The following is a 20,958-nucleotide window of genomic DNA, read 5'->3' on the forward strand; positions in this document are numbered from 1 at the left end:
TCTACACACTCAGAGAAGCGCAGGTCGTGATCGAAAGCTGGCGACGTCACTACAACGGCGTGCGCCCGCATGCCTCTCTGGGATACCGACCGCCGGCCCCGGAGGTGTTCATGCCAGCCTTCTCCGCCTGGCCGGCTGCGCTTGCCAGACCAGCTCCGCCGGCCAAGCTACCCGTGGCGGAGCGGCCCACCGTGCACTAACTTTACCTTTGGACCACCTCGTGGGGGCCGATCAGATTGGGTTGCGATCAACGAAAGCTTATCACCGGCACCACGCAGCCGCTCCACACCAGCGCATGGGTGCGGGCTGTATCGAGCCGGTCGTGATCGGATCTCCGTCCGTCGTCCGCCTTGCTACCTGATCCGGCGGTCGATTGGCTTGCATCAGCATGACCGCTGCGAAACCGCAGAGGGTCAACGCCGCCATCCAGAGAAGGGCTCGTGTAGCTCGCTTGGTACGCTTCGACATGCGTCCAAGGGTGTCGGCTTGCAGTTAGCAGGCACTTAATGGAACGCTACCAAAAAAGCAGGCCCGCCCCCGATCTGATCGCGGGATGACGGGTGCTTCGTTCATCTCTCCAGCGAACCGGCCCCGAGCCCGGTTCGAAAGCACGGTGCGCTTGATCTGTCACCGGCAGGTCAACGGTGTCGCGACTGGAGCCCCCTTGCTGTCTCACGGTCCGACATCGGAGTCCCGACCCGGGGCAGACCAAGCGTCGAGCGGCCTCAGTAACCCAGCGCGCTGCCATCCTTGCGGGGGTCCGAGCCGGCCGCGAGCATGCCGGCTTCATGGTCGATCCAGATCACCTGACCGCCGCCGAGCGGCAGGGGCGCGGGGAGTGCGTCGTGGCCGCGGCCTTTCAGCTCGGCGGTGAGGCCGGAGAGGCCGCCTTCGAGTTCCAGGGTACCGCCGTAGGCGAAGCTGCGCGGCGCATCGAGCGCCTCTTGCGGGTCCAGGCCGCGGTCGATCAGCCCGGTCAGCAGCTCGACGTGGCCCATCGCCTGGTAGTGCCCGCCCATCACGCCGAAGGGCGCGACCGCGCGTCCGTTCCGCATCAGCATGCCGGGGATGATGGTGTGCATCGGGCGCTTGGACGGGCCGATCGTGTTGGGGTGGCCGGCTTCCGTGCGGAACGACAGGCCGCGGTTGTGCAGCAGCACGCCGCTCGACGGCCCGAGGATGCCGGAGCCGAAGCCCTGGAAGATCGAGTTGATCAGCGAGATCGCGTTGCCGTCCCGGTCGACCACGCAGAGGTAGACCGTGTCCTTGTGCGCGCGGGCCGCGACCTCGGCGCGGATCTCGGGATAAAGCGTGGGCGCCTGCGCCCGGCCCATGTCGATCGCCCCGTGGGCGGCGGCCTGCCAGGCGTCGGAAAGCAGGTGCTCCACCGGGATCGCCTGGAGCGCCGGGTCGCCGAACAGCGCGTCGCGGTGGTGGTAGCCCTGCTTGCAGGCTTCGGCGAAGAGGTGGACCCGGTCGAGGTCCGAGAGCCCCGCCACGTCGAAGGGCTTCAGCACGTTGAGCATCATCAGCGCCGCGAGCCCCTGGCCGGCGGGCGGGCACTCGTAGACGTCGTAGCCGCGGTAGCGCGTGCTGATCGGGGTGACCACGTCCGGTGCGGCGCGCGCGAAATCCTCCAGGGTGTGGAGGCCGCCGAGTTGCCGCAGGCGACCGACGAGGTCGTCGGCCACCGGCCCCTCGTAGAAACCGCGCGCGCCCTCGCGGGCGATCCGCCGGAGCGTCGCGGCGAGTTCTTCCAATCGCACCACCGTGCCGATCGCGGGCGCGCGGCCGTCGATGAGGTAGGTGGCGGCGGCGTGGGGATCGCCTGCGACGCGGGCGACGTTGCGCGCCCAGTCCCAGCCGACCCGCGGCTGGACGGGAAAGCCCTCCTCGGCCAGCCGGATCGCCGGCTGCAGCAGCTCGCCGAGCGAACGGGTGCCGTGGTCTGCGACGAGCTTCTGCCACGCCGCCACCGCGCCGGGCACGGTCACCGCGTGCGGGGAATCCGGCTCGATCGCGACGCCGTGTTCGCGGTACCACGCGGCGTCGGCCGCCGCCGGGCTGCGGCCGGAGCCGTCGATCGCCACCGGCACCGAGGCGCCCTTGGGCAAATACAGCGCGAAGCAGTCGCCGCCGATGCCGGTCATCAGCGGGTCGACGACGCATTGCACCGCCACCGCCGCGATCGCCGCATCGACGGCGTTGCCGCCCGCGCGCAGGGTCTCGATCGCCACCAGCGTCGAAGCCGGATGCGAGGTCGCGACCGCGGCCTGCGCCGCGTAGACGGGCGAGCGGCCCGGTCCCTCGAAATTCCTCATGGGCGATCCTCAGGTAGGGTGGCGACCCAATGGCCGGGCGCGACCTCGACGAGGTCGCCGCCTTCGGCGATGGCGGAAGCCGGTGCGGCGCTCTCGGCGGCCAGGCGCGCCCGCTCGACCGCCGGCACAGGCACCGGTACGGCGCCGAGCAGGCGGCGGGTGTAAGGATGGCGCGGGTCGTCGTAGAGCGCGTCGCTCTCGGCCAGCTCGACGATGCGGCCGCGCCAGAGCACGGCGACCCGGTGGCACAGGTAGCGCACCATGCGCAGGTCGTGAGAGATGAACAGGTAAGACAGGCCGAGCTCGGCCTGTAGGTCCTGCAACAGGTTGACCACCTGGGCCTGGATCGAGACGTCGAGCGCCGCGATCGGCTCGTCGGCGACGATGAAGCTCGGTTTGAGCGCGATGGCGCGGGCGATGCAGACGCGCTGGCGCTGGCCGCCGGAGAACTGGTGCGGGAACCGCCCGGCGAAACGCGGCTCCAGTCCGACGCGCTCGAACAGCCCGGCCACCGCCTCGCGGCGCTCGGCACGGCTCATGTCCGGCCGGTGCAGCTTGAACGCTTCGGAGACGTAGTCGCCGACGCTCATCCGCGGGTTCAGAGCCGCGTAGGGATCCTGGAACACAGTCTGGATCCGGGCGCGTTTCGCGCGCATCGCCTTGGCCGAAAGCATGGCCAGGTCCGTGCCCTCAAAAGCGACGCTGCCTTCGGTCGGCGGGTTCAGCATGGTCACGGCGCGACCGATCGTGGACTTCCCCGAGCCGGATTCGCCTACGAGCCCAAGGGTCTCGCCGGGGCGGATGTCGAAGCTGACATTCTCCACCGCCCGGAACACGGACCCCTTGCCGCCCCACCACGACCGCAGCGGATAGTGCTTCGACAGGTTGCGCACCGAGATGATCGGTTCGTCCGAGGCCCGCATCACCGCGCACGCTCCGCTTCGTGGGAGAGGATTTCGGGAAGGTCGTACCAGGCGGCCACGAGATGACCCGGCGCGGCGCCCTTCGCCTGGACCAGCGGAGGCATCTCGGAGCGGCAGCGGGCGGTCGCGTAGGCGTTGCGCGGCGCGAACGGGTCGCCGGGCGGCGGGACGCGCATGTCCGGCGGAGCGCCCTCGATCTGACGCAGGCGCCCGCGCCCGGCCCGCCCCCGTGTGAGGTCGGGCAGCGAGCGCAGCAGACCGAGGGTGTAGGCGCTGCGCGGGTCGGCGAAGACGTCGTCCACCGGGCCGCGCTCGAGGATGCGCCCGGCATACATCACCTGCACCGTGTCGCTGATGCCGGCGACGACGCCCAGATCGTGGGTGATCCAGATGATCGCCATGCCGATCTCGCGCTTCAGGTCCTGGACCAGCGCGACGATCTCGGCCTGCACCGTCACGTCGAGGGCCGTAGTCGCCTCGTCGGCGATGAGGATCTTCGGCCGGCATGCGAGGCCGACGGCGATCATCACGCGCTGGCGCTGGCCACCGGAGAACTCGTGAGGGTACTGGTCGAGGCGGCCGGCCGCATTCGGGATGCGGACGAGGTCGAGGAGCTCCCGTGCCCGCGCGCGGGCGGCGCGGCGGTCGAGGCCGAGATGGATGCGCAGCGGCTCGATGATCTGCGCCGCCACGGTCATGCCGGGGTTGAGCGAGCTCATCGGGTCCTGGAACACGAACCCGATCTCGCCGCCGCGCACCCGGCGCAGGGCCTTCTCGGGAAGGCTCAGGAGGTCGCGCCCCTGGAACAGCACCTGCCCGCCGGTGATCCGGCCGGGCGGGCGCGGGATCAGCCCGAGCATCGCCAGCACGTGCACGCTCTTGCCCGAGCCGGATTCGCCGACGATTCCGAGCGTCTCGCCCTCGCGAAGCGCGTAGGACACGCCGTTGACGGCGTGGCCGGCACCGCCGTCGGTGTCGAAGGCGACCGCGAGGTCGCGGACCTCGAGGAGGGGGGCGCCGCCCATCTCCGCCGCCATCAGGTCCTGCCTCTCGGATCGAGGGCGTCGCGCAGGCCGTCGCCGAACAGGTTGAAGCCGAGCACGGCGAGGAAGATCGACAGCCCGGGCCAGATCGCCATCCACGGCGCCTGGTCGAGGAAATTCTTGGCGACGTTGAGCATCGCGCCCCAGCTCGGCTCGGGCGGCTGCTGGCCGAGCCCGAGGAACGACAGGCTCGCTTCGGCGATGATCGCCGCCGCGATGGTGAGCGTCGCCTGGACCAGGATCGCCGGCACGATGTTGGGCAGGATGTGCACCAGCGCGATCCGCCAGGGCGGGTTGCCGACCGAGCGCGCCGCCTCCACGAACTCCTCCGCCGCCACCGCCTGGACCTGCGCGCGGGTGAGCCGGACGAAGGTGGAGGTCGCCGACAGGCCGATCGCCACCATGGCGTTGGTCAGGCTCGGACCGAGGAAGGCTGCGAGCGCGATCGCCAGGATCAGGAACGGGATCGCCAGCAACGCATCGGTGAGCCGCATGATCGCCCCGTCGACCCAGCCGCCGGCATAGCCGGCGACGAGCCCCAGCGGCAGGCCGAGCGAGACGGCGAGCGCCACCGAGACGAGGCCGGCACCGAGCGAGGCCCGCGCCCCGTAGACGATGCGCGCGAGCACGTCGCGCCCGACCTCGTCGCCGCCGAACGGGTGGGAGAGCGACGGGGCGGCTCGCACCGCGCCCCAATCGGTCTCCGTCGGGTCGTAGGGCGCGATCCATGCAGCGAACACCGCCATCAGGACGAGCCCGACGACGATGACCAGCCCGACCACGGCGCTCCGCCGCGCCCGCAGCCGGCGCCAGAAGGCGCGGAGCGTACCGGGCTCGCGGGGCAGAGGCACCCGTCGTCCCTTCGCCACCGTGGGGGACGGCAGGAGCGCGGCGCCGTCGCGATCGATCCCGCTCATGCCCGCCTCAGCTTCGGGTTGACGACCGCCGCCAGCACGTCCGCGGCGAGGTTGAGGCCGACATAGGTGGCGGCGGTGCAGATCACGACGCCCTGCACGGTGGCGAAGTCGCGATTGAACACGGCGTCGACCATCAGCTTCCCGAAGCCCGGCACCGAGAAGATCTGCTCGGTCAGAACCGCGCCGGACAGCAGCTGCCCGAACTCGAGGGCGCCGAGCGTGATGATCGGGATCGCGGCGTTGGGCAGCGCATGCCGCAGCACGAGCCGCAGGGGCGAGACGCCTTTGGCGCGCGCCGTGCGGACGTAGTCGGAGCCGAGCACGCCGAGCATCGCCGCCCGGGTGTGGCGCATCATCACCGCGCTGATCGCGTTGCCGAGCACGAAGGCCGGCATCGCCATCGCCTTGAGGTTCTCCCACAAGCTCTCGGAGGGCGGCACGTAGCCGGAGGCCGGCAGCCAGCCGAGCTGCACCGAGAACAGCAGGATCATCAGGATGCCGAGCCAGAAGTTCGGGATCGACAGGCCCCAGAGCGCGACGCCGTTGGCCAGCGTGTCGGCCCAGGTGCCGCGCCGGACCGCCGAGAGGATGCCCATCGGCACGCCGATGGCGAGCGCCACCAGCATGGCGAGGCAGGCGAGCTCCAGCGTCACTGGCAGCTTCTCGGCGACGAGTTCCGAGACCGGCTTCTGCAGGCGGATCGATTCGCCGAGATCGCCGCCGAGGACGCCCGCCGCCCAGTAGCCGTAGCGAACGGGGAGCGGCCGATCGAGGTGGTACTTGTCGCGGATGAACGCGATCACCTCCGGGTCGCGCTCCTCACCGGACAAAGCGGTCGCGGTGTCGCCCGGCAGCAATTGCTGCAGGGCGAAGATGATCATCGAGGCCAGGATCAGGGTCGGGACCGCGAGTGCCAAGCGTCTTGCGAGGAACCGCAGCATCAGTTCAGCTTCAACCCCGTGAACCGGGCGAGCCCGTCCGGGTAGGCGACGAACCCGGTGAGCTTGTTCGCGTAGGCCCAGAGCAGCTTTCGGTGCAGAAGGTAGACGACCGGACGATCCGTCAAGACCCGGTCGGCCAGGCTCTTCCAGGCGGCCTGACGCTTGGCCGTGTCGACGGTGCCACGCTCGGCCTGGAGCGCCGCGTCGGCGTCGGCGTTGCAATAGCGCGTGTAGTTCAGCGGCGTCTTGCACCCGAGGAAGCTGAAGGTGTTGCCGTCCGGGTCCGGTCGGCCGCTCCAGGAATAGAGGTAGGCCTCGAAGTTGCCCTTGTCGGCCATGTCGAGCAGCGTGGTGAAGTCGGCCGCCTGGATCTTGATGTCGAAGCCGGCCTCCTTGGCCATGGCTTGGATCACCTGCCCGACCTGCGGCGCCTCGCTGTTGGCGTAGACCGAGAGCGTGATCTGCGGCTTGGGCTGGCCGGCCTCGGCGAGCAGGGCCTTCGCCTTGGCGACGTCGCGCTTCGGCACCGGGTATTCCTTGACGTAGTTCGGATGCTTGGGCGAGACCCACTGGTTGCCGGCCAGGAACTCGCCGTTGAACACCACCTGGTTCAGCGCGTTGCGGTCGATCGACAGCTCGAGCGCCTGCCGCACGCGCGGGTCGCCGAGCGGCGAGCTGGCCTTCGCGGGGTTGAGCAGCAACGATTGGAAGCCGAGCTCGTAGACCGAGCCGAGCTTCAGCTTGGCATCGCGGGTCACCTGAGGGACGTCGGTCGGGGCCAGGCGCTCCAGTATGTCGAGCTGGCCGGCGCGCAGGTTCGTCAGGCGTACCGTGGCATCGGGGATCGGGCGGAACTCGATCCGTTGGATGTGGATCTGGTCCTTGTTCCAGTAATCCGGGAAACGCTCGACCACGATCCGGTCCTGCGGCACCCGCTCGACGAACTTGAAGGGGCCGGCGCAGACCGGGGCGGTCGAGAACTTGTCGCCGAGCCGCTCGGCGGCCTTCGGCGAGACCATCATTCCGGCGCGGTCGGTGAACTGCGCCATGAGCGGGGCGAACGGCGCCTTGAGGACGATCTTGAAGGTCAGGTCGTCGACGACCTCGACGGCGTCGATCGGCGCGATCTCGCTGCGGCGCTGCGAGCCCGGCATCTTGAGATGGCGTTCGATCGAGAACTTGGCGGCCGCCGCATTCAAAGGCTCGCCGTCGTGGAATTTCACGCCCGGCCGCAGATGCATCGTGAGCGTCTTCTCGTCGGACGAGAGCTCCCACGCGGTCGCGAGCTGCGGCACCGGCTTCAGGTCCGTGCCGATGTCGACGAGCTTGTCGCAGAGCGCGGTGAAGACCATTCGGCTGGCGAAGGTGCGGGCCAGCGTCGGGTCGAGCGCATCCGGGTCCTCCATCATGCCATAACGCAGGGTCTGGGCGGAGAGCGGCGTGGACAGGAGAACACCCGCGATCAGGCAGGCAGCCGACAGACGCAACATCGAGACTTTCCGTCACGGGCGGCCCGGGGCCGGGGCGCGAATGATGTGCCGCCGCGAGATCGGGGGCAACTTGTGTTTTGAATGCAGTGCACCAACCATGCCATCTTGATGCCGGGGAACGGATTTCGCACCCCCTCCTGGGCATGGGCAATTCAGAGTGAGATCAGCGGGCATGCATCGTGAACCGGCGATGCGCGAGTGTCCGCTTCACGAGCGCGGGATAGGACTCTTTGACAGACATGCGCGCGTGGTGAGACGTACCGCGCTTCTCAGCTGCGGCATCCGTGCCGTGTGCTGTGTCAGTAGCGGGGGCGGACGGAGGGGCTTGCCCTCGCGGACCTGACCGTCGCACGGTGCAGGCATGTGCAACCTCTACAGCCTCAACAAAGGTCAGGACGCGATCCGGAAAGCCTTCGGCGTTCAGCGCGACGAGGCCGGCAACCTGCCGCCGCTGCCGGGCATCTTTCCGAACACGATGGCACCGGTCGTGCGGATGCGGGAAGGAGAACGCACGCTGGCGATGATGCGCTGGGGCATGCCGTCGCCGGAGTTCGCACTGAAGGGCAAGAAGGTCGATGCAGGCGTCACCAATGTCCGCAACACCCGGTCGCCGCACTGGCGGCGATGGTTGAAACCTCATCATCGCTGCCTCGTGCCCCTGACCTCCTTCAGCGAGTTCAACGTGAAAGCCGGCGGCGATATCTGGTTCGCGCTTGGAGAGCACCGCCCGCTGGCGTGTTTCGCGGGCATCCTGCTCGACGGGTGGAAATCCGTCCGCAAGGTCAAGGACGGCGAAACCGTGGACGACCTGTATGCCTTCCTGACGACGGAGCCGAACGCCGAGGTCGGCGAGATCCATCCGAAGGCGATGCCGGCGATCCTCACCACTGCCGACGAACACGAGACGTGGTTGTCGGCGGAATGGCCGGAAGCCGCCAAACTGCAACGGCCTTTGCGCGACGGCGCTCTCAAGGTCGTTGCGCGAGGCGCGAAGCGGGACGGAGCTTGAAGGCGCGGTCCCTACTGGAACCGCATTATCACAGTACCATCGCTAGGATCGAAGACCTCGACCCGCGGCCCGCGCGCATTGACAGGTGCCACTACATCGGTGACGTGCGAAGGCGGCACGCCGAAGTCGGCGTCTGGCGCGACGGGAGTGGCAAGTCCCTCACGGAGCAGCCAACGTTGGACAATCTGACCGCCGAACTGCGCACGATGCAGGTGGTGTGATTGCACAACGTGGCACGATGACCTGATCAGGTGACTGACGCCAAGTCTCGCAGTCCACGTACTGAGCCGGGGGAGGAATGGCAGACCGCAATCAGAGGTTTGATGATCAGCGAGCATGATGCGGTGCCGCACGATCAGGAGACCATCATGCTCAAGACCATCGGCCTTGCTTCGATCTTCGTCGTCGGGTCCGCTCTCGGCCTGGCCGGAACCGCGTCTGCCGTGCGTCTGACGTCAGCGCTTACTGTGGGAGGATCTGCCGCTTCAAACGTTGAAGCCGTCCGCATGCATCACCGTATGCACCGTATGAAGCACATGCGCCGCGGCAATCCCTCCGCCCGTGGGTGGAAGAGGAACTTCTGATTCCCTCGATCGTATCGCGCAGGTCGTTTTTGATCCAGCAGCGGCCCTTGCGTACCGGTTAGGTCCGCGAGGGCAAGCTTGCGCGCCCGTCGCCACCCTCGACGCCGATCGCGGCGCGGCAAGTCTGACCGAACGGGTTGGGCTCGCGCGATCCGACTGGCTTCTGGTAGCGGTACGCCTGCGTCAGCCGCGGGTACACGTCGGAGAGGCCGGCAAGCTCGCCGAACCGCTGTCGGGACCGCGCTAGGTTGTAGGTTCCGCGCCGCTTGCACGGCGGGCACTCTACGACGAGGCGGCGCCCGCGCAGGTCGCACAGGCGCTCCATCAGACCGCCACCGCGATCGGCAGCTCGCTGACCTGCGTCGTGTAGCGCGGCGTCCGCATCTCGAACTTCGTGCTCCACGTCCGCTTCTCCACGAGGCCGGCGCGGGCTGGGACGACGCTGCCGCGGCCGAAGCGGGCGTTGCAGGCGTCGACCGCTGCCATCAGCAGGCCGGAGCGCTCGCGGTCGAGCTGGCCGATCAGAGCGCGCGGGCTGGCGTCGAGCAGCATCAGGTCGGTGGTGACGATCCCGGGCTTGCCGAGCCGCCACGGTCGGGCGCCGGACTCCCGCCTGGCGCGATCCTCGATCGGAATCGAGAACGAGCGGGTCACCGCGCAGCCCTTACGCTGGGCCGGGAGCGCGCCGAGCGGCAGGCAGGACAGGCCACGCAGCTCGTGGATGTTGGGCTCGCCCACCACCGTCAGCGCCTCGCGCACTGGACGCGGGTCGAGGTCGGCGAAACCTGCCATGCTTTCGACACCCATGGCTCGAACTTGGCGAGCGACGCCTGGCCGATACCGTGGACCTCGCCGGCCGGTCGGCCATGTTTCTTGTTGTTTCCAAGGAGATCGGCGTTGATATGTGCTGGGCTCAGCACACCGTTCGAAGCCGCAGCGATGCTTGACCGCCCCCGCCGAGATTTTGCCGCCGCCATCGCGCCGGCACCGCCCGCCGTGCCGATGCAGGCGGGGCCCGCGGTCACCGGGATCGCGCGTCCGGGTGGGGAGATCGCGAACCTGCAAATTTTGCGGGCGTTCGCGGCTTGCCTCGTCCTCGTGCACCACGTCGCGGTGTACGGGCAGGCCCTGCGCGGGGCCGGGCGGCCGTTCGCGGCCCTGGACCACCTGATGGGCGTCTGGGGCGTGGCGATCTTCTTCGCCCTGTCCGGGTTCCTGATGGCCCGGCTCGTCACCCGCGACGCGCCGCTCGTGTTCCTGGCGCATCGGGTCGGGCGCATCTTCCCGACCTATCTCGCGGTCGTGTCCCTGTTCGCCGGCGTCTTCGCGGCTTTTGGCCTACCCTTCGGCGGCGTGTCGGTGCTGGCCCTGTCGCTTGCGCCGGGCGGCGTGCGCGGCTCGCCGCTCAACGTGGAGTGGACGCTCGCCCTGGAACTGTCCTTCTACGTCGGATTGTTCCTGCTCGCCGCGGCGGGGTGGGCGCGCCGCCTCGTTCCCGTCGCCGCCTGCTGGCTGGTCCTTCTGGCCGTCGCCTTCCCGCTGCTGCCCCCCGACAGCCGCAGCCTGATGCCGCCGCCGCTCTACCTCGTGCCGGTCACGGCGGCCTGCGCGCCCTTCGCGGGGGGCCTGCTGCTGCCGCGCCTGATCGCGGCGGGGTGGGTGCGTCCGGCGACCGCGCTGCTGGCCCTGCCCTTGGTGGTGCTTTGCGCCTTCGTCGACACCGCCGCCGCGCGCTGGATCGGCGGCGTCGCCGCAATCCTGATCGTGGGCGCCGCCGTCACCGCGCCCGCCCTCCCCCGGGATCGCCCGGCGGCGCGGGCGGTGATCGCGCTGGGGGATTGGAGCTACGTGCTTTACCTCGCGCATCCGCCGGTGCTGATGCTGGCGAGCTGGGCCTGCCCAACGGACTGGCCGGGCGCGGCTTACGCCGGCATCGCCGTCGCGGGCGCCCTGCTGGTCGCCGCCCTACTCGGCCCCCTCGACGTCGCGGTCTACCGGCGCCTCCGCCGGCGGATCGATGCCCTGACGCCGGCCGCGCTGAAGCGGGCGGTGGCCACCTTCCTCGTCGTCTTCCTCGGCTGCGCCCTCTGGGGCAGCGTGGAGACGGCGCGCGACGCCCTCGCCGAGAGCCGCGCGCGCACCGCGATCGGCGTTCTACCCGCCGGCGCCTGGACCGCGCCGAGGCAGGCCGAGCTGGCGATCACCGAGCGCGGTCTCGCCTTGCCCTCCGCCCTGCGCGGGGCCGTCGAGTCGGTCGAGCGCCTGTCGCAGACGGAGTTCCTGATCACGGCTTACGCCTTCGATCCGGGCCGCCCGAGCCGCGGCCTGCAACTGGCCCTGTTCTGCGGAGGACGCCTCGTCGCCCTGGACAAGCCGCGGCGCCTCCGCCGGGACCTTGCCGCGCAGCCGGGCTTCGAGGGGATGGGCACGCGGCGCATCGGGTTCCGCACCCGCATTCCCGCCGAGGCCTGCGGCCCGGAGACGATCGTCGCCGCCCTCGTCGACGAGGGCGGCCTGATGGCGGTGCTGCCGGTCCCGCAACCCGCGCGATGACGCGAGAGTGAGCCGCCGCGGGCGTCAGATGCTGATCCGCTCGCGCCGCCCTCTCCCTGCGGCGGCCTGGCGAGGGCGCCCGCTGGTTCGGCGATTGCATCGGTGTCGTCCCACAAGGCGTCGGCAGGCGGAGCGCGCGACGCGCGGACCGAACTCGTCGCTAGGACCCGGCGAACCCAACCCAGGAGCGCGCATGCCGACGCATCACGAGATTCCGGCCGTCCCCGACACGATGGTGCTCGGATACTTCGACACCGCGCTGCCGCCGGTGCTGGAGATCGAGTCGGGCGACACGGTCACGCTGCATTCCTTTCCCGCAGGTGCGCGGGCGACGCTGCATCCCGACCCCGCGCGGGTCTCGGCCGAGCACTTGGCGGTGCTCGATCAATGCGTCCCCGGCCCCGGCCCGCACTTCGTCACCGGCCCGGTCCACGTCCGCGGCGCCGAGCCCGGCGACGTGCTGCAGGTGGAGATCCTTGACCTGGCGTTCCGTCAGGATTGGGGCTCCGTCTCGATCCTGCCGCTGCTGGGGACGCTGCCCGACGAGTTCACCGAGTACGAGACCATCCACCCGGACATCGACGTGGCGCGCGGCGTCTGCGTGCTGCCGTGGGGCACCGAGCTGCCGCTCGATCCGTTCTTCGGCATCCTCGGCACGGCGCCGTCCGCCGCCTGGGGCCGCGTCGGCACGGCGGTGCCGCGCGGCTTCGGCGGCAACATGGACAACAAGGAGCTGAAGGTCGGCGCGACCCTCTACCTGCCGGTCTACAACGCCGGCGCCGGGTTCTACGCCGGGGACGGCCACGGCGTGCAGGGCGACGGCGAGGTCTGCATCACGGCGCTGGAGACCGGGCTCACCGGCACCTTCCGCCTTACCGTGCGCAAGGACCTCGGCTACGAATGGCCGTTCGCCGAGACGCCCACCGACCTGATGTCGATCGGCCTGCACGAAAGCCTCGACGAGGCGATGCGGCAGGCGGTGCGCGAGATGGTGCGCCACGTCTGCGCCCGCACCGGGCTCACCCGCAACCAAGCCTACATGCTGTGCTCGCTCACCGGAAACCTGCGCATCACGCAGACGGTCGACGGCAACAAGGGCGTGCACATGCTGATGCCCAAGACTGCGCTGTGAGTGCGGTCGGCTTCATGGTGGCGAAGACCGCGCTGTCAGCGAGGTCGAATTCGCGCGTGGGCCGAGAGCGGGGCGTGCTCAATGTCCGGCAGCGAGACCGCCCCCGAGGCGCAGGCGCATCAGGTCGAGGAAGGCTTCCAGCACGTTGGCGTAGTCGTCGGTCCACGGCCGGCGAGTCAGGTCGGGCGCGACCCGCGTCCAGCCGAGGCGCTCGGCCTCGCGCGTAATCGCCGGATCGCGGGTCGCGATCACCACCATCGCGCGCATGCGGTAGCGGCGCTCGATCGGCTCGTCGATTGCGTCGATGCGCTGAAGCAGCGTCAGGCCCCGCTCCGCCGCGGCTCGGGCCAGCGCCGGCCGCAGGTCGAAATGCTGGTTCGAGACGTGGAGCGCCAGCACGCCCTGCGCGTCGAGGCGGTCGCGGTAGAGGGCCAGCGCTTCGCCCGTCAGCAGGTGCATCGGGATCGCGTCGGAGGAGAACGCGTCGACGATGAGGACGCGCGTCGGCTCCGTTGCGCGGGCGAGCGTCAGGCGGGCGTCGCCCTGAACGATGCGGGCCGTGGGCGCGCAGGCTGAGAGGAAGCGGAACCGGGTCGGGTCACTGGCGATCCGGACGACCTCCGGATCGATCTCGTAGAAGGTCCAGGCTTCGCCCGGGCGTGCCTGGCAGGCGAGGCTGCCCGCGCCGAGCCCGACCACCGACACGCGCGGCAGCGGCCCGTAGGCGTTGCGGGCGACTTCGAGCACGTCTGCGATCGCATGGCCGGTAGCGTAGTAGGTCGTCGGCTCCGGGCGCCCGAGGGCCGGGCGCCCGTCGTCCTCGCGGATGCGCATTGCCCCGTGCAGGGTCGTCCCGTGCGCGAGGAGGCGGAAGCGCCCCTGCGGGTCGGTCTCGATGCGGTGGACGCCGAAGAAGCTCCGCCGGTTCTCCACGTCCTGTGCCGACAGGAGCGGCATCGCCAGCACCAGCGCACAGAACAGGGCGGCACGGCCGAACGCCGCCCGCGGCGCGCGCCAGCTCAGCAGCAGGATCGTCATCATGATCGCGGCGGCCACGGAAGGCGCCGCCTCGGGCGCGAACCGCGCGAGGAGGGCGAGGCCGGCCGCGCCGGCCAGCGACACGGAAAGCCGCCGCAGGGCCGCCCCGGCGGCGAACCGCAGGGCGACCAGGGCGCCGGGCCGGCAGGCGAGCGCCGCCACCAGCAGGATCGGATATTCGGCCACCGTCGAGAACAGTCTCGGCGCGATCAGCGCGGCGAACAGGCCTCCGAGCATGCCGCCGAGCGAGGTGCAGAGATAGAACTCGGTCAGCCGGCTCGGGGCCGGCCGCAGGCGGTAGACCGCCCGGTGGGCGACGAGGCCCGCGACGAAGCAGAGGCCGAGGCTGAGCGGCAGGTCGGCGGCGAAGGGCAGACGCCCGATCATGGCCGCGCCAAGGACGACGGCGGTCCCCGCCACCTGCACCGCCGCGAGGGGACGCTCGGGCCAGGTCGCGAGCGAGCGGAAGGTGATGACGAAGGTGAGGAGGTAGAGCGCCAGCGGCAGCACCCACATCAGCGGGATCGCGGCGACGTCGGTGGTGACGTGGGCGGTGACGGCGACGAGCAGGCCGGACGGCACGGCCGAAAGGCCGACCCAGGCGAGGCGGCTCGCTAGGCTCGGGGCGGCGCAAGCCACCTCGGGCGTCACTGCGACCGGGCCGCGACTGTGCGCGCCACCGAGGACGGTGAGCGCGCAGGCCGCGACCGCGCCGGCGGCGAGCGCATAGCCGGCCGACCACAGCCGGGTCTGCTCGGCGAGCCCGAAGACCGGCTCGATCGCCAGCGGGTAGGCGATCAACGCTGCGAACGAGCCGAGGTTGGAGGCGCGGTAGAGGAAGTACGGGTCCTGCGCCCGGGCGTTGCCCGAGCGGGCGTACCAGGCCTGCAGCAGCGGCGCGCTCGCCGACAGGGCGAAGAACGGCGCGCCGACCGACGCGAGGAACAGGCCGACGAGCCAAAGCGCCTCGTCGCCGCCCTGCGCCGCGCCGGCCTCGGTCGCGACCGCGATCGGCAGGAACGTCGAGCCGGCGAGCAGCACGAGGCCGTGCACGACGACCGAGGCGCGCAAGGTCAGCCAGCGCGTCATCGCGTGGGCGTAGGCATAGCCGGCCAGCAGCAGACCCTGGAACACCACGGTCGCCACGGACCACACCGCCGGCGTGCCGCCGAGCACCGGCAGGACGCGCTTGGTGAAGATCGGCTGCAGGGCGAACAGCAGGAAGGCGGCGAGCAGCAGGGTGCCGGCGAAGACCAGCGTCTGGGCGAGGTCGCGGCCGACCGGCGCGGCGGCCCCCGGCGCGTCGACGCCGATCGGATCGGCCCTGCCGGCTGTCATCGTTCGCGTTCCCTGGCCCGAGTTCGGTAAGGCGCAGAGCTTAGCGAAAGGGGCTTAACCGTCCCTCAAGCCACATGTTTCAGGCGGTCGGCATGGCGTCGGCACCGCCTGAGGGGCCTGCGTGTGCAGTAAATCCGGGCTGGTCGAACGCAGCCGGGATCACTCCCACTCGATCGTGCCGGGGGGCTTCGAGGTGATGTCGTAGGTGACGCGGTTGATGCCCTTCACCTCGTTGATGATCCGGGTCGCGACTCGGCCGAGGAAGGCCATGTCGAACGGGTAGAAGTCGGCGGTCATGCCGTCGACGGAGGTGACGGCGCGCAGCGCGCAGACGTGGTCGTAGGTGCGCCCGTCGCCCATCACGCCGACGGTCTTCACCGGCAGGATCACCGCGAAGGCCTGCCAGATCGTGTCGTAGAGGCCGGCCTTGCGGATCTCGTCGAGGTAGATCGCGTCGGCCTTGCGCAGGGCCTCCAGCTTTTCCGGGGTGATCGTGCCGGGGCAGCGGATCGCGAGTCCCGGGCCGGGGAACGGGTGGCGGCCGACGAAGGCGTCGGGCAGGCCGAGCTCGCGCCCGAGCACCCGCACCTCGTCCTTGAACAGCTCGCGCAGGGGCTCGACGAGCTTCATGTTCATGCGCGCGGGCAGGCCGCCGACGTTGTGATGGCTCTTGATCGTCACGGACGGACCGCCCGAGAACGACACGCTCTCGATCACGTCCGGATAGAGCGTGCCCTGAGCCAGGAACGCCGCGCCGCCGATCTTCTTCGATTCCGCGTCGAACACGTCGATGAACAGCCGGCCGATGGTCTTGCGCTTCTCCTCGGGGTCGCTGACGCCGGTCAGCGCGTCGAGGAACAGGTCCTGCGCCTCCACGTGGACGAGGGGGATGTTGTAGTGGTCGCGGAACAGCCGCACGACCTCTTCGGCCTCGCCCATGCGCAGCAGGCCGTGATCGACGAAGACGCAGGTGAGCTGGTCGCCGATGGCCTCGTGCAGCAGTACCGCCGCCACCGAGGAATCGACGCCCCCCGAAAGGCCGCAGATCACCTTCTCGGAGCCGACCTGCTCGCGGATCTTGGCGATCGCCTCGGCGCGGTAGGCGCCCATGGTCCAGTCGCCCGAGCAGCCGGCGATGTCGCGCACGAAGTTGCGGATCAGCAGGGCGCCGTGCGGGGTGTGCGCCACCTCGGGGTGGAACTGGACCGCGTAGTAGTTGCGTGCCTCGTCGGCGACCGCGGCGAAGGGCGCGTTCTTCGAGATCGCCACGGTGGTGAAGCCGTCGGGCAGCTTGGTGACCCGGTCGCCGTGGCTCATCCAGACCGGGTAATGCTCGCCGACGTGCCAGACGCCCTTGAACAGCGGGCAATCGGACAGGATCTCGATCTCGGCCCGGCCGAACTCGGCGTGGTGGCCGCCCTCGACTTCGCCGCCGAGTTGCGCCGCCATCGTCTGCTGTCCGTAGCAGATCCCGAAGACCGGGACGCCCGAATCGAACACCACCTGGGGCGTGCGTGGCGAGGCGTCGCTCGTCACCGATTCGGGGCCCCCCGAGAGGATCACGCCCTTCGGCCGCGTCTCGGCGAAGGCCTCGGCCGCCTTCGTGAACGGCACGATCTCGCAATAGACCCCCTCCTCCCGGACGCGCCGGGCGATGAGCTGGGTCACCTGCGAGCCGAAGTCGACGATCAGGATCTTGTCGTGGTCGGTGTTCATGCCCCTCGCGTTAGACGAGGCGATTGCGCCGTGCAACGCGGGCGCCGCATGCGGGCCGCGCCAGCCTGTTCACGGCGCGCATGGGCGCCGGACCCGATGCGGCACGGCGTATCCCGAACCATGGCGGCGCGCCCACATCCGGTTCCCGACCGACGACTTCGCCTGCGCGACGTTTTCCGGACGCCTGGAGCGCCAGCGGACGGTGATCCGGGACCCAGCATCATCAAGGGCCGCATCAGCGGCTCGATCCGAACGGCGCAAGGTTTCGACGCTTCGCGACGTCTTCCGCTGAGTTCCGGATCGGGTTCCACTGACGCTTCACCCGTCCAGGAAAACGGGCACGGTGCTCACCGAGCCAATCGACCCGAAATCGTATCAGGCGGCGAGGAACCCGCGGACGTGGAGCCAGGCGAGGAACAGGCCGGGCCACGCCGCCACCGGCGTTCCGGGCGGCCCGAGGCCGAAACCGTGGCCGCCGCGCTCGAACAGGTGCATCTCGGCCGGGATCTTCGCCTTGCGCAGCGCGGCGAACATCAGGAGCACGTGGTCGCAGACCGCGATCGGGTCGTCCATCGCTTGCGCCATGAACATCGGCGGCGTGTCGGCGCGGACCTGCACATCGACCGAGTAGGTCCGCATCTCGACCTCGGTGACCTCGTCGCCGACGAGCACGCGCCGGGTCGAGGTGCCGTCGAACGGCGCCTTCATCGTGATGACGGGATAGAGCAGCCCGGCGAGCGCCGGCCGGTACGGCAGGGCGTCGTGCGCATCCACCGGCGGATAGAGGTTCTGGTTGCCGACCGCGGTCTCGCCCATCAGGTGCCCGCCGGCCGAGAAGCCCAGCACGCCGACGCGGGCCGGATCGATGCCGAGCTCCGTCGATTGCGCGCGGACCAGGCGCACGGCGCGCTGCGCGTCCTGCCGCGGGGCGTCGGGGCCGTTGTCCCAGCCCTCGCCGGGCAGCCGGTAGATCAGCAGGAAGACCGTCACGCCGACGGCCGTCAGCATCTGGCCCACCGGCACGCCTTCGTTGCCGATGTCGATGAACCGGTAGCCGCCGCCGGCCGCCACGATCATCGCCGACCCGTTCGGCTTGTCGGGGCGGATCACCAGAAGGCACGGGCGCTCGACCTTGGTGATGACGCCGCGCGCCGTCTCGTCGAAGCGGTAGCCGTTCGGATCGGGGCCCTCGCCGCCGCCCGGCGGGTCGCCCGGCCAGAGGTCGATGACCTGAAGCTGCGCACCCGGCGCCGTCCGCGGCAGGGCGGGGACCAGCTCGCCCGGCGGTTTGACCGCCCCCTGTGCCCGCGCCGCGCCCTGCCCGGCCATCGCGGCCGCGGTCGCCGCCAGGAGCGTTCTCCGATCCAGGCCCATCGGTCTCCTGCGGTGTCTTCGAGGCGGTGTCTTCGAGGCGGCGTCTTGCGAGGCAGCGTCTTCGGGATCGCTCGGACAACGCCGGCTGGACGGAGCGGTTGCGGCCCTCAGCCGGCCCGGGTCAGGGTGGCGACGTAGAACCCGTCCGTGCCGGTGCGCGCCGGGCTCATCTGCAGCCCGTGCGCAGTGAAGCGAAGCGCCTCGGCGAGGCCGGGAGCGTGCGCGTCCGCCACCTCGCGCGCAGGCACCACCGCGAACGCGCCGCCGCCGCGTGCGAGGAAGCCCGCCACGGCGTCGTCGTTCTCCGCCGGCAGCAGCGAGCAGGTGACGTAGGTGATGCGGCCGCCGGGGCGCACGAGGCTCCCGGCGCGGTCGAGCACCGTCGCCTGCTCGGCGACCCGGGCGGCGAGGCTGCCGGGCCGCAGGCGCCACTTCGCGTCGGGGTTTCGGCGCCACGTGCCGGTGCCGGTGCAGGGGGCGTCCACCAGCACGCGGTCGACGTGCCCGTCGAGGTCGCCGAGCACGTCCGTGCGCATCCGGCCGCCGCGGGGCGTGCGCACTTCGGCGTTCGCGCCGGACCGGCGCAGGCGCTCGTGGATCGGCGCGAGGCGGCGCGGGTCGTCGTCGGTGGCGACGAGGCGGCCGCCGTTGCCGGTGAGCGCGGCCAGCGCCAGGGTCTTGCCGCCGCCGCCGGCGCAGAGGTCCACCACCGTCTCGCCCTTGCGGGCGCCGGTCATCATCGCGGCGAGCTGCGAGCCCTCGTCCTGGATCTCGTACCAGCCGTCCAGGAACTCCGGCTCGACATGCAGGGCCGGCCCGCGCCCGTCTGCGCCGATCGGCACGCGCAGGCCCGCGGGCGCATGCGGCGTCGGCGCGGCGCCGTGGTGGGCAAGGCCCGGCATCGCCGCCTCGCGGTCGCCCTTCAGGGCGTTGACGCGGATGTCGAGGGGCGCGCGCCGGGCGAGCGCCTTCAGCTCGGGCAGGAGTTCGTCGCCGAGGATCGCCTCGAGCTGCGGCAGCACCCATTCCGGCACGTCGCCCGCGACGTGGGGCGGCGCGTCGGCGAGGTTGCCCTCCGACAGGCGCCGGCCCTCGTCCTCGGCGAGCTTTTCCGGCGCGAAGCCCTCGCCGTTGAACAGCGCCGCGATCGAGGGGGCGGCGAGGCCCTGCTGCAGCCGCAGCGATCCGAGCAGCACCGCGCGCGGGCTGTCGTCGCCCATGATCCAGGCGGCCGAGGACCGTCGCCGCAGGGCGTCGTAGACGAGGCTGGCGATGCCGCCGCGGTCGCCCGAGCCGGCGAAGCGGTGGTTGAGGCCCCAATCCTTGAGGGCGTCGGCGGCCGGCCGTCGGCGGCCGGCGATGTCGGCGAGCACCTCGATGGCGGCGGCGCAGCGGGCGGCTGGAGTCAGGACGGTCTCCTCTTGCGGATCAGCAGGTGTCGCGAGCGCGATAGACCCGGCGCCCACCGCCTGTCGAAGGAAATCGGCGACGCCACGATACGGCCACGCTTAGCCCGCGCGGCGGACACGATACGGCCGAGCTTCCGGCGCGATCGGCGTCCAGACCCGCAGGCTGCGACGCGTCCCTGCGTCGCGAAGGCCGGATGAACCCATGTCGCCCGTGATCCACCTCACCCTCGCCGGCATCCTGATGCTGGCGGTCGCCGCCTGCTCCACCGCGCCGGCCGCGCCCGACCTCACGCCGCCGCCGCGTCGCCCGCTCGATGCGAAGACGCAGCTCGAATACGGCAACCCGCCCCCGCCGCCCGGCCCGCGCTACTGATCGGTCGTCTGCGTCTTCACGCGATGCGGATGTCGCCGCGCGTGAAGACCGCCCGACGCATAGCACTCAGGCCTCGTCTTCCGACGACGCGCCGCGATATAGTGCCTCGAAGTCTCGACCGCCGTAGAACACGTTGGTGATCCGCACGCTGGTAGGCTCGGCACGGTAAGCGATCACGGCCGTATGCTCGAACGGGACCGTCCGCAGGCCGGTTTCCAGGTCGTCGCGGGGACGGCCGCCATGGGGAGCATCACCGATGCGTTCGCATCGGTCCTTGATTCGCTGCACGAAGCCTCTGGCGGTGGGCACGCTCCGGCTCGCGAGCAGGATCATGCGGAAGATGTCACGCAGGTCGTCCAAGGCTTCCGCGCGGTAGCTGACCGGCAGCCTACGCACGGGAGGCGTCTTTTTCGGCCTCGGCGAACATCGCGTCCAGGTTTGCCTGCACGTCCTCGCCGGTTAGGTCCGGACGCGGGTCGTCGAGAGACCGACGAACGCGGGCGCGGATCACGTTCAGCCGTTCCGCATCCTCAAGGCGCTGTCGCTGCCAGAGACGTACGGCATCGCGGAGGACTTCGCTGGTGGACGCGTACTCGCCGGCCGCGACGCTCTCGCGCACGGCGCGGAGGTGCTCCGGCGTCATGGTGATGCTGATCTTCTCAGCAGGCGGCATGGTCGGTCGCCTTCGTTCCGTTCCGACTATGGTAGCATAAAATCCGACCCACCGCGGCGTGCGATGTTCCTTCCGATACAGGAATTGGTGTGACGGACAGGTCGCGGGCATGGCGTTCATCGTT

The 20,958-nt window shown here is 70.6% G+C and carries 20 protein-coding genes; 6 read left to right on the forward strand and 14 right to left on the reverse strand.

Going from position 1 to position 20,958, the window contains the following annotated elements; genetic code table 11:
- On the forward strand, nucleotides 1-200 hold a 200-nt coding region (locus FV226_RS20300; protein ID WP_147764303.1), incomplete at its 5' end, for an integrase core domain-containing protein.
- 525 nt (nucleotides 201-725) lie between these two features.
- Here the strand turns inward: FV226_RS20300 and FV226_RS20305 are convergent.
- The 6 genes from FV226_RS20305 to FV226_RS20330 are packed head-to-tail and all read right to left on the reverse strand — an operon-like array spanning nucleotide 726 to nucleotide 7,635.
- Nucleotides 726-2,321: a gamma-glutamyltransferase family protein gene (locus FV226_RS20305; RefSeq protein WP_147764304.1), complete on the reverse strand. Its 1,596-nt coding sequence runs from the start codon at nucleotides 2,319-2,321 to the stop codon at nucleotides 726-728.
- On the reverse strand, nucleotides 2,318-3,244 hold the full coding sequence (locus FV226_RS20310; protein WP_147764305.1) for an ATP-binding cassette domain-containing protein: 927 nt from the start codon (nucleotides 3,242-3,244) through the stop codon (nucleotides 2,318-2,320). The genes FV226_RS20305 and FV226_RS20310 overlap by 4 nt, the downstream gene beginning before the upstream one ends.
- Nucleotides 3,244-4,281: an ABC transporter ATP-binding protein gene (locus tag FV226_RS20315; protein ID WP_246685323.1), complete on the reverse strand. Its 1,038-nt coding sequence runs from the start codon at nucleotides 4,279-4,281 to the stop codon at nucleotides 3,244-3,246. Before FV226_RS20315 ends, FV226_RS20310 begins: the two co-directional genes overlap by 1 nt.
- Nucleotides 4,281-5,204, reverse strand: coding sequence for an ABC transporter permease (locus tag FV226_RS20320; protein ID WP_147764306.1), 924 nt, complete (start codon nucleotides 5,202-5,204; stop codon nucleotides 4,281-4,283). Before FV226_RS20320 ends, FV226_RS20315 begins: the two co-directional genes overlap by 1 nt.
- A complete protein-coding gene (locus FV226_RS20325) occupies nucleotides 5,201-6,145 on the reverse strand; it encodes an ABC transporter permease (RefSeq protein ID WP_147764307.1) in 945 nt (314 codons plus the stop codon). Before FV226_RS20325 ends, FV226_RS20320 begins: the two co-directional genes overlap by 4 nt.
- Nucleotides 6,145-7,635, reverse strand: a complete 1,491-nt coding sequence (locus FV226_RS20330) for an ABC transporter substrate-binding protein (protein WP_147764308.1) — start codon at nucleotides 7,633-7,635, stop codon at nucleotides 6,145-6,147. The genes FV226_RS20325 and FV226_RS20330 overlap by 1 nt, the downstream gene beginning before the upstream one ends.
- A gap of 361 nt (nucleotides 7,636-7,996) precedes the next feature.
- Here FV226_RS20330 and FV226_RS20335 point away from each other — a divergent pair, with 361 nt between their 5' ends.
- A complete protein-coding gene (locus tag FV226_RS20335; RefSeq protein WP_147764309.1) occupies nucleotides 7,997-8,644 on the forward strand; it encodes an SOS response-associated peptidase family protein in 648 nt (215 codons plus the stop codon).
- 323 nt (nucleotides 8,645-8,967) lie between these two features.
- A complete protein-coding gene (locus FV226_RS20340) occupies nucleotides 8,968-9,228 on the forward strand; it encodes a hypothetical protein (RefSeq protein WP_147764310.1) in 261 nt (86 codons plus the stop codon).
- Nucleotides 9,229-9,286: 58 nt separating this feature from the next.
- Here the strand turns inward: FV226_RS20340 and FV226_RS20345 are convergent, their stop codons facing one another.
- Entirely contained in the window at nucleotides 9,287-9,553 is a 267-nt protein-coding gene (locus FV226_RS20345) for a hypothetical protein (protein ID WP_147764311.1), read from the reverse strand.
- The gene (locus FV226_RS20350) at nucleotides 9,553-10,020 is read right to left on the reverse strand and encodes a DUF4113 domain-containing protein (protein ID WP_348644123.1); all 468 of its coding nucleotides are present in this window, start codon (nucleotides 10,018-10,020) and stop codon (nucleotides 9,553-9,555) included. Before FV226_RS20350 ends, FV226_RS20345 begins: the two co-directional genes overlap by 1 nt.
- Nucleotides 10,021-10,167: 147 nt before the next feature.
- On the opposite strand from FV226_RS20350, the gene FV226_RS20355 reads away from it, so the two are divergent.
- Together FV226_RS20355 and FV226_RS20360 are read left to right on the forward strand one after the other, a co-directional pair.
- Complete coding sequence (locus FV226_RS20355) at nucleotides 10,168-11,781, forward strand: acyltransferase (protein WP_147764313.1); 1,614 nt, start codon at nucleotides 10,168-10,170, stop codon at nucleotides 11,779-11,781.
- A gap of 193 nt (nucleotides 11,782-11,974) precedes the next feature.
- Nucleotides 11,975-12,913, forward strand: a complete 939-nt coding sequence (locus FV226_RS20360; protein WP_147764314.1) for an acetamidase/formamidase family protein — start codon at nucleotides 11,975-11,977, stop codon at nucleotides 12,911-12,913.
- Between the two features lie 78 nt (nucleotides 12,914-12,991).
- On the opposite strand, the gene FV226_RS20365 is transcribed toward FV226_RS20360, so the two are convergent.
- The 4 genes from FV226_RS20365 to FV226_RS20380 form a co-directional block, all read right to left on the reverse strand.
- On the reverse strand, nucleotides 12,992-15,289 hold the full coding sequence (locus FV226_RS20365; RefSeq protein WP_147764315.1) for a fused MFS/spermidine synthase: 2,298 nt from the start codon (nucleotides 15,287-15,289) through the stop codon (nucleotides 12,992-12,994).
- Between the two features lie 159 nt (nucleotides 15,290-15,448).
- Nucleotides 15,449-17,005, reverse strand: coding sequence for a glutamine-hydrolyzing GMP synthase (gene guaA, locus FV226_RS20370; protein ID WP_147764316.1), 1,557 nt, complete (start codon nucleotides 17,003-17,005; stop codon nucleotides 15,449-15,451).
- A 375-nt stretch (nucleotides 17,006-17,380) separates the two neighbouring features.
- Nucleotides 17,381-18,379 (reverse strand): alpha/beta hydrolase, encoded by a 999-nt coding sequence (locus FV226_RS20375; RefSeq protein ID WP_147752286.1) that lies wholly within the window; start codon nucleotides 18,377-18,379, stop codon nucleotides 17,381-17,383.
- 107 nt (nucleotides 18,380-18,486) lie between these two features.
- The gene (locus FV226_RS20380; protein ID WP_147764324.1) at nucleotides 18,487-19,788 is read right to left on the reverse strand and encodes an RsmB/NOP family class I SAM-dependent RNA methyltransferase; all 1,302 of its coding nucleotides are present in this window, start codon (nucleotides 19,786-19,788) and stop codon (nucleotides 18,487-18,489) included.
- 202 nt (nucleotides 19,789-19,990) lie between these two features.
- Between FV226_RS20380 and FV226_RS28115 the strand changes: the two genes are divergently transcribed.
- Nucleotides 19,991-20,161, forward strand: coding sequence for a hypothetical protein (locus FV226_RS28115; protein WP_187273620.1), 171 nt, complete (start codon nucleotides 19,991-19,993; stop codon nucleotides 20,159-20,161).
- A 66-nt stretch (nucleotides 20,162-20,227) separates the two neighbouring features.
- On the opposite strand, the gene FV226_RS20385 is transcribed toward FV226_RS28115, so the two are convergent.
- Nucleotides 20,228-20,557: a type II toxin-antitoxin system RelE/ParE family toxin gene (locus tag FV226_RS20385; RefSeq protein WP_147752285.1), complete on the reverse strand. Its 330-nt coding sequence runs from the start codon at nucleotides 20,555-20,557 to the stop codon at nucleotides 20,228-20,230.
- Complete coding sequence (locus FV226_RS20390) at nucleotides 20,550-20,834, reverse strand: ribbon-helix-helix protein, CopG family (protein WP_147764317.1); 285 nt, start codon at nucleotides 20,832-20,834, stop codon at nucleotides 20,550-20,552. The genes FV226_RS20385 and FV226_RS20390 overlap by 8 nt, the downstream gene beginning before the upstream one ends.
- Nucleotides 20,835-20,958 lie beyond the last annotated feature (124 nt).

It is taken from the genome of Methylobacterium sp. WL12 (genome assembly GCF_008039475.1).
Lineage (GTDB): Bacteria > Pseudomonadota > Alphaproteobacteria > Rhizobiales > Beijerinckiaceae > Methylobacterium > Methylobacterium cerastii.

What these genes read in the sequence shown, in the direction of transcription:
- FV226_RS20305 (WP_147764304.1), bottom strand. Translation starts at nt 2,321, where the DNA reads ATGAGGAATTTCGAGGGACCGGGCCGCTCGCCCGTCTACGCGGCGCAG.
- FV226_RS20310 (WP_147764305.1), bottom strand. Translation starts at nt 3,244, where the DNA reads ATGCGGGCCTCGGACGAACCGATCATCTCGGTGCGCAACCTGTCGAAG.
- FV226_RS20315 (WP_246685323.1), bottom strand. Translation starts at nt 4,281, where the DNA reads ATGGCGGCGGAGATGGGCGGCGCCCCCCTCCTCGAGGTCCGCGACCTC.
- FV226_RS20320 (WP_147764306.1), bottom strand. Translation starts at nt 5,204, where the DNA reads ATGAGCGGGATCGATCGCGACGGCGCCGCGCTCCTGCCGTCCCCCACG.
- FV226_RS20325 (WP_147764307.1), bottom strand. Translation starts at nt 6,145, where the DNA reads ATGCTGCGGTTCCTCGCAAGACGCTTGGCACTCGCGGTCCCGACCCTG.
- FV226_RS20330 (WP_147764308.1), bottom strand. Translation starts at nt 7,635, where the DNA reads ATGTTGCGTCTGTCGGCTGCCTGCCTGATCGCGGGTGTTCTCCTGTCC.
- FV226_RS20335 (WP_147764309.1), top strand. Translation starts at nt 7,997, where the DNA reads ATGTGCAACCTCTACAGCCTCAACAAAGGTCAGGACGCGATCCGGAAA.
- FV226_RS20340 (WP_147764310.1), top strand. Translation starts at nt 8,968, where the DNA reads ATGATCAGCGAGCATGATGCGGTGCCGCACGATCAGGAGACCATCATG.
- FV226_RS20345 (WP_147764311.1), bottom strand. Translation starts at nt 9,553, where the DNA reads ATGGAGCGCCTGTGCGACCTGCGCGGGCGCCGCCTCGTCGTAGAGTGC.
- FV226_RS20350 (WP_348644123.1), bottom strand. Translation starts at nt 10,020, where the DNA reads ATGGCAGGTTTCGCCGACCTCGACCCGCGTCCAGTGCGCGAGGCGCTG.
- FV226_RS20355 (WP_147764313.1), top strand. Translation starts at nt 10,168, where the DNA reads ATGCTTGACCGCCCCCGCCGAGATTTTGCCGCCGCCATCGCGCCGGCA.
- FV226_RS20360 (WP_147764314.1), top strand. Translation starts at nt 11,975, where the DNA reads ATGCCGACGCATCACGAGATTCCGGCCGTCCCCGACACGATGGTGCTC.
- FV226_RS20365 (WP_147764315.1), bottom strand. Translation starts at nt 15,289, where the DNA reads ATGACAGCCGGCAGGGCCGATCCGATCGGCGTCGACGCGCCGGGGGCC.
- guaA (WP_147764316.1), bottom strand. Translation starts at nt 17,005, where the DNA reads ATGAACACCGACCACGACAAGATCCTGATCGTCGACTTCGGCTCGCAG.
- FV226_RS20375 (WP_147752286.1), bottom strand. Translation starts at nt 18,379, where the DNA reads ATGGGCCTGGATCGGAGAACGCTCCTGGCGGCGACCGCGGCCGCGATG.
- FV226_RS28115 (WP_187273620.1), top strand. Translation starts at nt 19,991, where the DNA reads ATGTCGCCCGTGATCCACCTCACCCTCGCCGGCATCCTGATGCTGGCG.
- FV226_RS20390 (WP_147764317.1), bottom strand. Translation starts at nt 20,834, where the DNA reads ATGCCGCCTGCTGAGAAGATCAGCATCACCATGACGCCGGAGCACCTC.